The sequence below is a fragment of the Longimycelium tulufanense genome (genome assembly GCF_014645795.1).
Lineage (GTDB): Bacteria > Actinomycetota > Actinomycetes > Mycobacteriales > Pseudonocardiaceae > Longimycelium > Longimycelium tulufanense.
Genome location: NZ_BMMK01000004.1, coordinates 119839 through 133262, shown reverse-complemented (window position 1 = coordinate 133262; position 13424 = coordinate 119839). Strand labels below are relative to the sequence as shown.

Annotated in this window: 9 protein-coding genes; 4 read left to right on the top strand and 5 right to left on the bottom strand. The window is 69.8% G+C overall.

The window, feature by feature from the left end; all coding sequences use genetic code 11:
• The first annotated feature begins 131 nt into the window (after positions 1-131).
• A complete protein-coding gene (locus IEY55_RS06765; protein WP_308424730.1) occupies positions 132-1043 on the top strand; it encodes a DUF3159 domain-containing protein in 912 nt (303 codons plus the stop codon).
• A 295-nt stretch (positions 1044-1338) separates the two neighbouring features.
• Here IEY55_RS06765 and IEY55_RS06760 read toward each other — a convergent pair whose 3' ends face one another.
• Entirely contained in the window at positions 1339-2490 is a 1152-nt protein-coding gene (locus IEY55_RS06760; protein ID WP_189055077.1) for a LysR family transcriptional regulator, read from the bottom strand.
• Positions 2491-3069: 579 nt separating this feature from the next.
• On the opposite strand from IEY55_RS06760, the gene IEY55_RS06755 reads away from it, so the two are divergent.
• On the top strand, positions 3070-3213 hold the full coding sequence (locus IEY55_RS06755; protein ID WP_189055075.1) for a hypothetical protein: 144 nt from the start codon (positions 3070-3072) through the stop codon (positions 3211-3213).
• Between the two features lie 179 nt (positions 3214-3392).
• Positions 3393-4715 (top strand): lanthionine synthetase LanC family protein, encoded by a 1323-nt coding sequence (locus IEY55_RS06750; RefSeq protein ID WP_189055073.1) that lies wholly within the window; start codon positions 3393-3395, stop codon positions 4713-4715.
• A 388-nt stretch (positions 4716-5103) separates the two neighbouring features.
• Here the strand turns inward: IEY55_RS06750 and IEY55_RS06745 are convergent, their stop codons facing one another.
• The 4 genes from IEY55_RS06745 to IEY55_RS06730 form a co-directional block, all read right to left on the bottom strand.
• On the bottom strand, positions 5104-6072 hold the full coding sequence (locus tag IEY55_RS06745) for a T3SS effector HopA1 family protein (protein WP_189055071.1): 969 nt from the start codon (positions 6070-6072) through the stop codon (positions 5104-5106).
• The gene (gene lxmK, locus IEY55_RS06740) at positions 6069-7181 is read right to left on the bottom strand and encodes a class V lanthionine synthetase subunit LxmK (protein WP_189055069.1); all 1113 of its coding nucleotides are present in this window, start codon (positions 7179-7181) and stop codon (positions 6069-6071) included. The genes IEY55_RS06745 and lxmK overlap by 4 nt, the downstream gene beginning before the upstream one ends.
• Positions 7182-7446: 265 nt before the next feature.
• Positions 7447-8394 (bottom strand): N-acetylglucosamine kinase, encoded by a 948-nt coding sequence (locus tag IEY55_RS06735; RefSeq protein WP_189055067.1) that lies wholly within the window; start codon positions 8392-8394, stop codon positions 7447-7449.
• Positions 8395-8500: 106 nt separating this feature from the next.
• Positions 8501-11911: a S8 family peptidase gene (locus tag IEY55_RS06730; protein ID WP_189055065.1), complete on the bottom strand. Its 3411-nt coding sequence runs from the start codon at positions 11909-11911 to the stop codon at positions 8501-8503.
• Between the two features lie 354 nt (positions 11912-12265).
• Between IEY55_RS06730 and IEY55_RS06725 the strand changes: the two genes are divergently transcribed.
• Entirely contained in the window at positions 12266-13135 is an 870-nt protein-coding gene (locus tag IEY55_RS06725) for a fumarylacetoacetate hydrolase family protein (protein ID WP_189055063.1), read from the top strand.
• Positions 13136-13424 lie beyond the last annotated feature (289 nt).

Genomic DNA, 13424 nt, shown 5'->3' with positions numbered 1-13424 from the left:
TTCGGGAAGCTAGTGATGCCGCTCGCCCGGGGTCAAGGGGCCGATCGAGCGAGCCGACCGGTGGCGGGATGCGATCGAGGTAACGCCGGGCGGCCGTGCCCGCAGGTCAGCGCATGGGGCAGGCTGGGGGCGTGGACCGACCGACCGACCCCCGGCAGGACCTGCTCGCCGGCTCGGGCCGTCCCGCGCGAGATCCGCACGCGGGGTCGAGCCAGCAGCCGCAGGACCTGCTTGCGGGGTCGAGCCCCGGGCAGCGAGATGCGCTCGCGGGATCCGCCCCCGGGCGCGGTGACGGGCGCGATGGTTCGCGCGATCACGATGGCGCCGCGCGCGGGGACTCGGGCGGACCGCCGCGTGATGGGCATCCGGAACAGGGCCGTGCACCCGGTGGTGAGCCGGCCGAGGCAGCTCCGGTGCCGGCCGGCCAGGAGTCGCTGGCCAGCCTGCTCGGGGGCCGCACCGCGGCCGTCGACGCCACGTTGCCTCCGGTCGCGTTCGTGCTCGGCTGGCTGCTCGCCGGCTCCTCGGTGCCGGTGGGCGCGGCCACCGCGCTCGTCGTGGGCGCCGGGGTCGCCGGGTGGCGGCTGTGGCGCGGTGACCGGCCACGAGCCGTGTTGCTGGGCCTGCTCGGCGTCGCGGTCGCCGCGGTGATCGCGTTGCGGACCGGCCGGGCCGCCGACTTCTTCCTGGTGCAGGTCGCGTCCAACGCGGCGAGCGCACTGGCGTGGATCACGAGCATCGTCATCCGCTGGCCGCTGCTGGGTGTGGTGGTCGGGACCGTGCTGGGACAGCGGGGGCGGTGGCGACGCGATCCGGATCTGCTCCGCGCCTACTCGCGGGCGAGCTGGGTGTGGGTGGCCCAGTACGTCCTGCGGCTCGTGGTGTTCGTACCCCTGTGGTGGGCGGACGCGGTCATCGCCCTCGGTGCCGCGCGGTTGGCGCTGAGCTGGCCGTTGGTCGCGGTCTGTCTCGGGGTGAGCTGGTGGGTGCTGCGGCGTGTCCTCCCCGCAGGCCATCCCGGCCTCCGCCACCCGCGCACCTGACGACTCGCTGTCGGCACGGGCACAAGGGCGGCAACAGAGCGCCCCACCGGGGCACGACGGGTCTTTCTGGCCCCAGGCTGGCCGTGGACCGGGTGTATACCGTTGGCCCTCCTGGCGAAGGGGTGCGCGGCTGCCGCTCAGTGGTCCAGCATTCGGCGTGTGCAGTCCACGTGTTCCCACAGCCCACCCTCACCGCGAGTAACGGGTGGCGCGGGTGGAGCACCCCGCGTCTGCAGTTCGAACGTGTCGTTACCTCACCCGGCCAAGCCGGGCCGCGCACGGCCCGTGCCCCTGGTCAGCCGATGCCGTTGGCACCTTCCAGCGGGACCGGAGGAACGACCACCTTCCCCTCTTCGCCGGCCTGGTCCTGTCGGTGCTTACCCGTATCCGGGCCCACGACCGGCTCAGGTGTCTGAGCAAGCGCGCGGAACCGGTCCGGCTCCGCCTCGATGAGTTCCCGGTAGCCAGGATTCCGAAATGCGAGTCGCCGGTAGCTCGCGCGGAGAAAGTCGCGCTGGAACACCGCGATCTCGCGCGGCACATCCACGTGCGCGGCGTAGAAGAGGTGACGCCGCACATCCGCGTCCAGCGGCCGGACAACACAGCCCTCCGGCGGGACGACGTGTGCCGGTACCAGCGAGACCGCCAGCTCGTTGCGTACGCCCTCCAGCAGGTGCAGCCCGGCGCCCAAGTAGCGGATGTCCGGCGTGAAACCGGCCGGGGCGCACATCCCCACCAGTTCCTCACGCGACTCCGAAGCCTCCACCCACGCCTCGCCGGCGAGCTGGTCCAGCCGCACCACCGCCTGCCCCGCCAGCGGGTGGCGGTCCGCGAGCAGCAACCAGACCGGCTCGTGCGCGATCGTCTCGATCTCGACGGCGAGCGGTACGGGCGGCTGGGCGAACAACCGCTCCGCGCCTTGAACAGCGTCATACCCACCGAGACCGACGTACGGCAACGCCGTCCCCGGGGTGCGCAGCTCGTACTCCGGCCGCAGATGGGGAAACCGCTCCTGGGTCGCGCTGACGACACAGGCGAGCTCGGGAATGGTTGTCGCCAACACCATCCGTTGCTCGCTCGTCCGCACATCGGCCACCGCGCGGTACCACATGTGGTTCAGCCGGTGCACGTACCGCAACAGTCGCCGGCCTGGCGCGGAAAGGACAACCCCGCGGGAGGAGCGGTACAGCAGCTGCACACCCAGCACCCGTTCCAGCCGGCGTACCCGGCTGCTCAACGAAGGCTGGCTCAGGCGCATCCGCTCCGCAGCCCTGGTGAAGCTCAGTTCCTCCGCCACGGCATGGAAAGCCTGGAGATCCTGCCAGTCCATGCCGACTCCGGTTCGGGCTCGTGCGGCCGCCGCCGGCCGTGTCGTGTCGGGTTGCGTCCCCTCCGGCACGACACGTCCCAACGCGGCGACCTTTCCCGGTCCGCGGCACCCGTCCATCAAGCCCCCTTCGCCCGCGTGCCCCAGCGAGCTACGGCGCCCCACGACACGAGGCGCATGATCACTCAAAGACGACATCCGAGCGTAGTCGGAAAACGATTGTTCCCGGCGTGTTGATCAATTATTCGTGTGCTGAGTAGTGCGGTTCCTACTACTCGTGGGTGATGTTTCTGTGCGCTGCCCAGCACTTATTTCTCCGCCTTATCGAACAAGAAATATCGAACGTCGACGTTATAGTCGCCGTCCATACCACATCGGGTGCCGGGGGTCGGCGGAAGGGTCTGTTCTTCGTGTCGGTCGGCGAGCTTTCCGCGCTCCTGGGGCTGGTTGTGCCGTGTCGCCCCACCCCGGGCGGTGGTTCCATACGGATTCTCTCTGGGGTTCCGGCCGGGTCGTGCATCTGGCGATAATCCCTGTTTGTGGTCCGTATCACTTTACGGCGGCCGTCGGCTTTGGGTAGGAATGTTCGAGACGGGGGCCAATTCTGATGTTCCCGTTCTTTCCGGAAGTCGACGCGGTTTTTCTTATCACCCGCGTGCGCCGGATACGTACGTCTGGCAACGAGGAGAGGAGATCGACATGAGCGCGCACGACCTGATGGAGGGCCTCACCTTCTACGTGGACGCCGAGGAGTTCGTGGCGGACGCCGGCTCGGTGCAGCAGGTGGCCAGCGGCAACCCGCTCACCACCAGCATCTGCTGCCCGTCGGTCCAGTGCGGCTGAGGCCGTGACCACGGTGTGGGGCCCGCTTTCCGGTCGGTTGCGGGCCCCACACCGCATCTTCAACCTTCCTCGACGCTCACGACCGACCAACGTTGCTGAGCGAGGCGCACCGGGCGGGAACGCCGTTTCCGCGCCGGAATTGCGTCCGACCCAACGTCGCTGGCCAGTAGAGGTACTTGATGGATCATGACGATTCGCGAACCCGCGCGCGGGCCCTCGAGGTGGTGGCGGCGGTTGCCGAGCGGCTGTCCGACCCCCGGCACGTCGCCGCGCACGCCACGCCGACGGCCGAGTACGCTGGTTCGCTGCTGGCCAACGGCCATGCCGGCGTCGCATTGCTCTTCATCGAGCTGGGTCGGTGGGAGCCGCGATGGAACGTTCCGGGGACCGCGCACCTGTTGGCGTCGGTCGCCGGGCTGAAGGGTGCCGCCAGCCGGGTCGGACTCTTCGGGGGTCTTGCGGGCCTGGGTTTCGCGTGCCGGCTGGTGGCCTCCGAGCAGGAGGGCTACCTGTCCGTCCGGCAACACGTGCGGTCCCCGGTGAACGCAACCGCGGTGCGGCTGGCTGCGGCGCTCCACGAGCGGTTCTCCCACGGAGAACCGAACCTCGGTGTCAACGACTACGACCTCTTCTACGGTCTGACCGGGCTCGGAACCTACCTCCTCGCCGAGGACAAGGCCGACGACGGTGGCCTGGTCGGCGTGATCGACGCCCTGTCCCTGCTGGCCGGTACCCGCGAGATTGCCGGGCACAGGGTCCCGTCAGCGTGGGTCGAACGCACCCCGCTCATCGGATACCCGCAGGGCTACCTCAACCTTGGGCTGGCGCACGGACTCGCGGGTGTGCTGGCGTTCCTCGCCTCGGCGTTGCTCGTCGGCGTGGAGTTTCCCCGGCAACGCGAGACCGTCGAACACCTCGCCACCTGGTTGCTCGCCCAGCGTCGACCCGATCGCCGGGGCCGGCTGTGCTGGCCCCGGATCCTGAGCTTCGGCGAGGTTACCGGCGTGGCGAACACGACGCCGCTGACCCAACTGGGCTGGTGCTACGGCAGTGTCGGAGTGGCCAACGCGCTGCGCCTCGCCGCACGGGCACTGCATCGTCCGGAGTGGATGCGGGACGCGATCACGACCATGCGGGATGGGTTCGACGTGGCCGGTGACCTCGACCACGTGCGGGACGCCGGCATCTGCCACGGCTGGGCCGGTCTGCTCTGCCTCGTGCTTCGCGCTCTAGACGATGTCACGGAGCCGCAGGCCCGCGATGCGTTGCAGGAGTTGTCGACCACACTCGCGGAACGTGTTCTCGGTCAGTTCGAGCCGGACAGTCGGTTCGGCTTCCGTGCGGTGCACGGCAACGAAATGTACGACGATCCCGGGTTCGCTCTCGGAGCCGCGGGCACGGCGCTGGCGTTGCATGCCTACGCCACCGGGCAGCCCCCACGGTCCGGTTGGGACTCCGCGTTGTTGCTCGTGCCACCTCCGGTAGACGGTTCGGCGGAATGACATCCCTGGTCGGTCCCGTTCGGGATGCTTGGCGGGGGAGGAGCTACGACAGCGGGCACGCGATTGTCGCCCAGGGCTGGTGAAGCGGTTCGGCACCACGACTGCCCTCACCGGGCTGGGCTGACGTTCGGCAGTTCGATCTCTGCTCCGCCCGACACCATGCCGGATGGCTGTATTTATATGTCGTGCACAACCCGGCGACCTACGTGACAGATGCTGTTCGTGAGTTCATGCTCGGACACTCCGTCGGGAGTTCGGCGTCTTGGACTGTCCTGTGGATCGTGGCGCTCGTCGCGGTCTTCGACCCGCTGGCGCTGCGCCATTATTCCGCGAGGGCCTGACAGCAGCACTACCATGTCCAAAGTTGACCTTGGTGTGCCAAGGAAACTCAGTTCTCGGTGGTGTGCTGGGGGACATTCCGAGAGGGGTTCGCTGGATCGATCCCCGCACGCACCATCGCCGTAGCAATGGCGACCTCACGTGTTGCGTCCTCGGGGTTCTGGGCGTGCGAGAGCAACCCTTCGGCGATGGCGGCGGCACGATGCTGACCGAAGCTGAGGCCGCCCATCCCCGGCCGTTCGTCCGCCGGCTCCCACGCGATCGCGATCCCGGGTGCCATCCGTTCGGCGAAGCAGGATGTCTCCGCACCCAGTCCGTCGACCTCGCCGAGGGCCGAGGTCACGTCGTGCACGATGTGCTGCTCGCCTGCGGGAAGATAGATGACCAAGCCATCCCGGCGCGGATACGAAACCGGACTGGACAGGACCTTGGCCTGATAGCGCACCTCGGACATCTCGAGTGCGCGAAGGGCGACCGCCCATGCCTCGACCGCAGTGTCTGGGTCCTTCAGGTGCACATATATACGGAGAATCGGACCGAGCCCGATCGAGCCACGGGATCCGCGGGCGAGGAAGAACCCTGGCGACAGGGTCGGGCGCGCCGCGCCGAGCTCGACATCCGCGAGTTGGCCGGCGTCGCGCGGGATATCACCCGCCAGGCGGTCCACCGGCACCCGCACACGAACCCCGTCGACCTCCACAACGGGCGTGCCACCATCGTCATCGGGCAAGGACACCAGGGGCGCGACGACCCGGGTCCGCGCATGCGGCATCGCGGCCAGAAACCGCTCTTCCAACTCCGGCTCTCGCGCCACCCGCGGCGGCGGACCGTCTTGAGTGGATTGGCCGGTGTGGAGAATCTCGTACAGTGCTTCGGAGAGCCGGCGCCGCAGCTCGCGAGGATGAGCCGCGACGACATCAACCTCACCGACCCGGGCCCTGTGGCCTGCCGAACCGACCTCCACCGCGGCCAAAGCCCCGACCAGCCTTGGTGGCAACATGGCGGTGGGCGTGCTCATGTGTCGTCTCCTAACCCGAGTACGGCACGGAAGCTCCCCGGGGCGAGTAGGACGTTGCGCCCGATCCCGGCCGCGGCCCGTTGCAACGCCGAAAGCCGGCCCTGGACCCCGCCACCGGCCAGCAGGCGGTCGAACATGTGCCATCCGGCGAACGCACAGGCGCGTTCGGCCAAGCCGGTGTCGAACCGGGGGCGGGCGGCCCGGTATCCGTTCCAGAAGGCCGAGATCAGTGGCCGGAACCGGGCCAGCCGCTGCACGCCGCGCGTGGCGATGGCCCCTGGGGACGGCTCCAGCTCGGCGTCGTCGCCCTCCTCCGGGTCGGGGATGCTGACGATGGCGTGCCACAACAGCTCACCCACGACGGAGCCAACGTCCCGTGCGGGGTCGGCGAGACGGAACTCCTCCCAGTCGAGGATGTGGAGTTCCTCCCCCACCGTGGCGATCTGGTCCAGGCGCAGGTCGCCGTGCACCGGGGTCGGGGCGGCATCGGCTTCCTGCCGGCGCAGTTCGGTCAGCGCCCGGGCCAGCTCCCTGTCACGTTGGAGAAGCCGCCACGCGGCCAGCTCCGCCATCGTGGCTCGCTGGAAGGCGCCCAACGGCAGTGCCTGGAGGAAGTCCAGGGGAGGCAGCGGGTGCGGGGAGCGGTCCAACCCGTCCCCGGGCTCGACAGGCAGGCCGTGCAGTGTGCCGATGGCGAGGCCCGCCTCGCGACACCACTGGGGACCGAGCGATTCCGCACGGAGCAACTCGTTGCCGCTCGTGGCGTCGAGCAGCTCGAAGACCAGCAGCCTGTTCGGTTCGTCGGAGCCCAGGCAACGGGGGCGGCGCAGGGACCGTGCGGGACGCCGGTCGACCCAACGCTCGAAGGTGAGCGCACGATGGAGACGCCCCAGCGACTCCTCGCGGTCCCCGCCGACCCGTTTCACGAAGACACCCCGACCACTGCGGGTCGTTCCCGCCCAGTTGTCGTTGCGACCGGGGAACGAGGTCACCGAGTCGGCCTCGAGCGGTCCCAGTTCCGCACCGGTCAGCAGGGCATTGACCGCGGGAACATCGGCGAGTGGCCGCGGCAGCACGCGGTGCGGCGACGAACCACCCGAGACTCGCATCAGACCTCCAGACACCGGGACGCGGTGGTAGCCGCGTCGCGACCCGTTCGGCACATGGCGCGGGACGCCGTACGGACCGAGTGATGACAGCACCGTTCGGCGTCCCGTGAGCCTTCCTACCTGCAGACTCCGAAAGAAGTGAAGTGAGTGGAACTACAGGACGGCCGTTATTGGGAAACGCTTTCCGGGTTGAGGAGCGGAAGGCGATCCATATAGTCCGAGCACCAGGCCGGAACAGTCGGCCGTCTCGCCGCCGGAACGGAAGTCACGGCACGAGAACCGCGTGCAGGGCCACCGGGTCGTCGGCGAGGTCCAGGGCGGCGAGCCAGGCGGCGCCCGCCGCACCATCGGTGGCCGTGCGGATGTCGTAGCGGCCGAGCTTGGCGCGGAGCGCGCTGCCCACCGGGTTCTCCCGCGCGGTGAGACCGCCGATGAGTACGACCGGGCTTGCGTCATCGGGCTCGCGCGTGGCGGTGACGAGATCGGCAAGGTGTGTCGCGGCGGTGTCCACAATCGTCCCGGCCGACTTATCCCCGGTCCGGGCCGCATCGGTCACGAGAGGTGCGTATTCGGCCAGCGCTACCGGCTTGGCCCCGTTCACCAGGCTGATCAACCGGTTCCGGGCCTCCCACGGATCCGACCAGTCGCCGAGTGCCGTGCTCAGGACCGAGTCCACCAAGGACGTCCACCGACCACGGTGTTCCACGGCGTGGAGCGTGTGCCGGACCGCCTCCCGGCCCAGCCAGAACGCCGACCCCTCGTCTCCGAGCAGCCAGCCGTGGCCACCCACGGTTCGGAAACGGCGGTGATCCACAATCCGGCATGCCACCGACCCGGTTCCGGCTACCAGAGCGGTTCCCGTCGGCTCCGAGGTACCGGCGGCGAATCCCGCCTCGACGTCGAGGGCGACCCGGAACGCGCACCGCAACCCGGATTCCCGCCACGCCAGCTCGAACATCGCACGTACCATGGGGTCGGTCAGCTTGCTCGCGCCCGCCATCGCCAGCACCCCGGCCGCCACCTCCGCCGGATTGGCGTCCCGCAACGCTTCCCGCAGCGTTCTGCCGACGTGCGCCGCGGCCTGCTCGGGCGGGTAGGCATTCGGGTTTCCCCCCGGCCCCTGTGCTGCCCCGAGCCGGCGACCGGCCAGGTCGGCCACCACCGCCCGGGTCGAGGTGCCGCCGACGTCCAGGCCCACCACGAGCGCGCTCATGCCGGGCAGTATTCCGTGCACGAGGGACGGGGCCGGCGCGCCCCTCGGTCGCGCCGGCCCCGTCGGCTCCCACGGTGTGGTCGAGCCGGGACCGCTCAGCCGGGCATCAGCCCTGGCGCGGTCCCCCGATCCTGGCCCCCGGGGCCCGAACCACCTGCGCCCGTTTGCCGCTGGCGTTGTGGTGGTGTAGCACCAGGAGCTTGTTCGCCCTGTCCGCCCGCAACGCCTCGGCGTCGCGGTTCACGACCAGGGCGGTGCCGGCCTTGGCCAGGTAGGACAGGGCGGCATCCCCGCCACCCTGCACCCACAGGCCCGGCTTCAGCGGGTCGAACGACATCGGCGTCGAGATCGCGTCGATGTTGCCGTCCTTGTCGCCGGGCGCCGTGTAGTAGCCGGTCACGCCGACGGTCCAGCTGATCCGCTTGCTGTCGGCGTTCGGATCGATGCCCAACGCCTTGAGCGAGACCGGCAACACGAGCACGTTCGTGTCGAACACGTTCGTGTCGACGTCACCGAAGAAGTTGTTGACCGGCCGCAGCTCGGCCGTGGCGAACCCGCCGTCCGGGAGCGGCTTGTTCAGGTCCACCGTCTTGGCCACCAACACGTCGGTGCCCGACGGCCGGGCCACGTAGGTCTCGAAGTCCGGCCTGCCGTCACCGTTGGTGTCGATGTCGACGAACGGGATCGTGTTGCCGCCGACGTTGTACCAGTTGCTCCAGGTGGCCAGACCGAACGCGAGCACCGACCGCTCCGGCCTGCCCTGCATCTTGGCCAGCGGAGCGGTCGAGGCGGCGCCCACGTAGCGCAGGTCAGCGCCCCTGGCGGTCTCGTTCACCGTGCAGCGGGTCGTGATCTTCCTGCTGCACTCGGGAAGCCGCGGCGAGATGCCCTGCAGCTCGAAGACGCTCAGCAACGAGCGGTACGCCCGGCTGTCCTCGCCCTGGTCCAGGCCGCGGCCCCGCACGTTGAGCACGGCCTGTTGCTCGCCGGGACGGAACCGCACCGCCTCGGCGGTGCTGATGTCGGCCACCGGCTTCGGCGCCGCGTAGACCGGAACCCGCAGCGGGGTGGTCGACCCGTTCTTCGGCGACAACGTGAGACGACCGGAAGCGTCGGACAGGAACTGGCGCGCCACGTTGAGCTGCACCGGCTCCATGGTCGGGTCCATCGTCTTGCGCAGCGCGGCCGGGTCGTCGATCTTCAACGTCACCTTGATCCGGGCGACGCCACGCGGGTTGAGGCGCACCGAGCTGGTCGAAACCTCGTAGCGCACACCGGGGATCTCGGTGGCGGCCTGGTAACCGACGCCGAACTCCACGGCCTGCACGCCCTTGTTGACCAGCTTCACGGTCTTGGTGATCGCGGTCGGGCCGCCCACCTCGACCGTGCCGAAGGAGACGCTGACCGCGCCCGGGTCGTCCTCCACCATGGCCAGTACCTGGTTGTCCAGCGCGGCCTTGGCGTCGACCCGGCCCGAACCGACCCGGTTCGGGCCGTACACCGTGCCGTTGGGACCGGTACGCAGGTCCGCGTTGGCGGTGTTCATCACCGCCGCCTTGACCTCCTCCGGTGACCAGTCGGGATGCGCCTGCCGCACCAGCGCGGCGACACCGGTGGTGTGCGGCGCCGCCATCGAGGTGCCGCTGATCACCAGGGTACGGTTTCCGCTGCCGGACAACGCGGAGGCGATCGTGTCACCCGGCGCGGACACGTCCGGCTTGGAGATCTTGTGGTGCACGCCGCGGGAGGTGAAGCTGCTGGGAGTGTCGGTCAGCTCCGGCGACCACGTCTGCAGGCTGGCGCGCAGGTCACCGGACAGGCGGATCTTCAGCGTTCCCGCGGACAGTGCCGGGCGGAGTTCCTTGGTGACGGTGGCGGTGAACTGGAACACCGGGATTTTCTTGTTACCCGCGATTCCGGCGTTGAAATTGTCCAAGGTGGACGACAGGATCACGCCGGTTGCGCCGGCGGCCTCGGCGTTGTTGGTCCGCACCGCCGAGCCGCACCGCCGGGTGGCGTCGTTGTCGTCCCACTCCAGCCAGGCGAGCCTGCCCGCCACCGCGGCCTTGTCCGCGTCGGAGAACGCCGAGCAGCCGTCCTTGTTGGACCCGTCGGTCAACCCCACCACCGGCAGCGTGGTGTTCAACGAGTCGTAACCGGCGAACTCGCTGCTGTACTGGCCGGGCTTGGTGCCCGCCACGTCGGCCGGGGCCGTCACCTCGGCACCGTCGCGCAGCACGTAGGCATCCCGGCTGCTGGCCACGGTCAACGCCTCCGGCGTGTTGCCGGGCGAGCCACCGGTGTCGTGCCGGTCCCCGTCATTGCCCGCGGAGATGACGGGGAGAACACCGTGCTGTACGAGCTTGCGCACGAACTTGCTCTCGGCGCTGTCCGGTGCGCCGTAGTTGCTGCCCAACGACAGGTTGACCACGTCGAGGCGGTCGCTGAAGTCCCCGTCGCCGTCCGGGTCGAGTGCCCAGTCCAGCGCCTGGCTGGTCAGGTTCGTCGAGCCGCGGCAACCGAAGACCTTGATCGAGTACAGCAACGCCCTGGGCGCCATGCCCGGGCCGATGCGCATCTCGTTGAGCTTGGCGTCGTCGAGCGTCCGGTAGTCGCCGGTGAAGGTCTTGCCCTCCGCGGTGACCCCGAAGCCGGCCGCGGTGCCGGCGACGTGCGTACCGTGCGTGCCGCAGGAAATGGGGTTCGGGTCCGGCGACGGCGTCTTGGGGCCGTTGCGGCCGGATGCGTCGTAGTCGTCGCCCGCGAGGTCAACGCCGCCGATGACCTTCGTCGTCGGGAAGAAGGAGGCTTCGACCTTCGTCCGGTCGATGGCGTCGTAGGCATCCTTGGTGCCCGGCCCGCCGAACATGGCGTGCGTGTAGTCGATGCCGTCGTCGATGATGCCGATGCGGACACCCTCACCAAGCTTTCCGGTGTCCTGCCAGACCTTGACGGTCCGGGTGAGCTGCGCGGCGCTGGAGTTGGTGCGTTCGGCCGGCAGGACCGGCCTGACCGCGCGGACCTCCGGCATCGACGCCAGCTCGCGCACCTTGTCGGCATCGGCCGTCACCACGACGCCCGGCACCGCGTTGCTGGTGCGGTGCGACTCGGTGGTGTTGGCGTCCTTGGCGCGCAGCTCGCGGACGACCTTCTCCGCGGCCTGCCGCGTCTCCTGCTTGGCCTGCTGGGCCGCCTGCTTGGCGCGCTCCTTGCCGGCGCCCTCCCGCTCCTTCTCGGCGAAGGCATCGACCGCCGGCTTCTTCTCCAACTCGACGAACGCGGTGACCGCGCCCTTGACCTCGGCCAGCTTCGGGGAGATCTTCCCCTCCACCGGCGCGGTCGGCAGCGGCGTCGCACCCGGCACCGACGGTGCTAACTCGGTGCCGTCCGGCGCGGTCGGCGCCGCGGTCGCCGTGACCGTGCCGGCGACCGCCGTCACCAGCAGTGCGCTCAGCACGGCAGCAGCCGAGCGCGCGGCCACGCGACCGGCCCCGCCGGGCACGCGTGATCTTGTCATGGGTTCCCTCGCTGACGGGTCGTGCTCCGACCAGGCGGGCGGTTCCCGCCACGGCGCCGTGCCCTCTACGACGCCGGTCCGACCTCGTCGCGCGGACGTTAAGCCGCCGTGAAGAGTGCGGGCACCCGACGATCGTCTCCTTCGTTCCCCACCATCGGCGGGTGGTGTGGGGCCGGGAACTGTGATGCCCGGAGCCGATCGGCTCATGGCGCCGCATTGCGGGAGAACCAGGCAACGGGGGCCGCTGCGGAGGAAAGGTCTGGACTCCCGCGGCTGCCGAGGGTATGCAGTTTCCTGGCTCGCTTGGCCGGCGCGCATTGCTGACAGTGCTGTCCTCGGACAAGGAGGAGCAACGTGCGCTTTCTGCGCCTCGGCGAGCCAGGTACCGAGTGTCCCGCCGTCCGGGCCGGCGACCAGCTGCTGTACGACCTGCGACCGCTGACCCGCGACCTGGACGGAGCTTTCCTTACTTCCGACGGTCTGGGCCGGGTCCGGGCGGCGTTGGCCGACGGTTCCCTGCCCCGGCTCGACGATCCGGGCGACGGCAGCGGCCTGCGGGTGGGGGCGCCGATCGCCCAGCCGGGCAAGGTCATCTGCCTCGGCGTGAACTACCACAGTTATGCCCGGGTTGCCGGCGCACCGGTGCCGACGGAACCCGTGGTGGTGCTGCGCGCGCCCGATGTGGTCGTCGGGCCGTATGACGAGGTGCTCCTGCCACGCGACTCGTCCCGCACCGACTGGGAGGTCGAGCTGGGAGTGGTCATCGGCCGGACGGCGCGATACCTGGCAGGGCCGGAGGAAGCGTTGGACCGCGTTGCCGGGTATGTGCTCTCGCACGATGTCACCGAGCGTGAGTTCCAACTGGAACGCGGGGGCGGGCAGTGGGGCAAGGGCAAGTCGTGTGAGACGTTCAACCCACTCGGGCCGTGGCTCGTGCCCGCGGGCGAGGTGCGCGACCCGCAGTCGGTGGCCTTGCGATTGTGGGTGAACGGTGAACTGCGCCAGGAGTCGACAACCGCCGAGATGGTGTTCGGTGTGGCCGAGATGGTGTGGCGACTGAGCTGGTACATGGTGTTGCGGCCGGGGGATCTCATCAACACGGGCACCCCCGCCGGCGTGGGGATGACGTCCCCCGAGCCGCAGCCGTACCTGCGCCCGGGCGACGTGGTCGAGCTGGAAGCGACCGGCCTCGGCCGCCAACGCCAACACATCGGCACCGCCTGACCGAAGCCACCTGAGTGGCCCAGGAGCGTCGCCTGGCCGTCGTCCACGTGTGATGCTCCGGGTGCGCGGCGGTCACCCGTGTGCCGTGGCTGTCCGGCCTGACTCAGCCAGCCGCGGAGTGGGGCGCCACCCACTCGGGCGCGTCACGTGGCAGGTATTGCTCCGTTCGGCGTAACCTAGGAATTGCCCGCCTCATCCCGCCCCCTCGGTGAGGCGGGCCTTCCCGTTTCCGGGCCACCCATCCGGACGACGACGCCGATCGGGAGAACGGACGGGGCGGACGGTCCGG

What these genes read in the sequence shown, in the direction of transcription:
- IEY55_RS06750 (WP_189055073.1), top strand. Translation starts at nt 3,393, where the DNA reads ATGGATCATGACGATTCGCGAACCCGCGCGCGGGCCCTCGAGGTGGTG.
- IEY55_RS06745 (WP_189055071.1), bottom strand. Translation starts at nt 6,072, where the DNA reads ATGAGCACGCCCACCGCCATGTTGCCACCAAGGCTGGTCGGGGCTTTG.
- IEY55_RS06730 (WP_189055065.1), bottom strand. Translation starts at nt 11,911, where the DNA reads ATGACAAGATCACGCGTGCCCGGCGGGGCCGGTCGCGTGGCCGCGCGC.
- IEY55_RS06755 (WP_189055075.1), top strand. Translation starts at nt 3,070, where the DNA reads ATGAGCGCGCACGACCTGATGGAGGGCCTCACCTTCTACGTGGACGCC.
- IEY55_RS06735 (WP_189055067.1), bottom strand. Translation starts at nt 8,394, where the DNA reads ATGAGCGCGCTCGTGGTGGGCCTGGACGTCGGCGGCACCTCGACCCGG.
- IEY55_RS06760 (WP_189055077.1), bottom strand. Translation starts at nt 2,490, where the DNA reads ATGGACGGGTGCCGCGGACCGGGAAAGGTCGCCGCGTTGGGACGTGTC.
- lxmK (WP_189055069.1), bottom strand. Translation starts at nt 7,181, where the DNA reads ATGCGAGTCTCGGGTGGTTCGTCGCCGCACCGCGTGCTGCCGCGGCCA.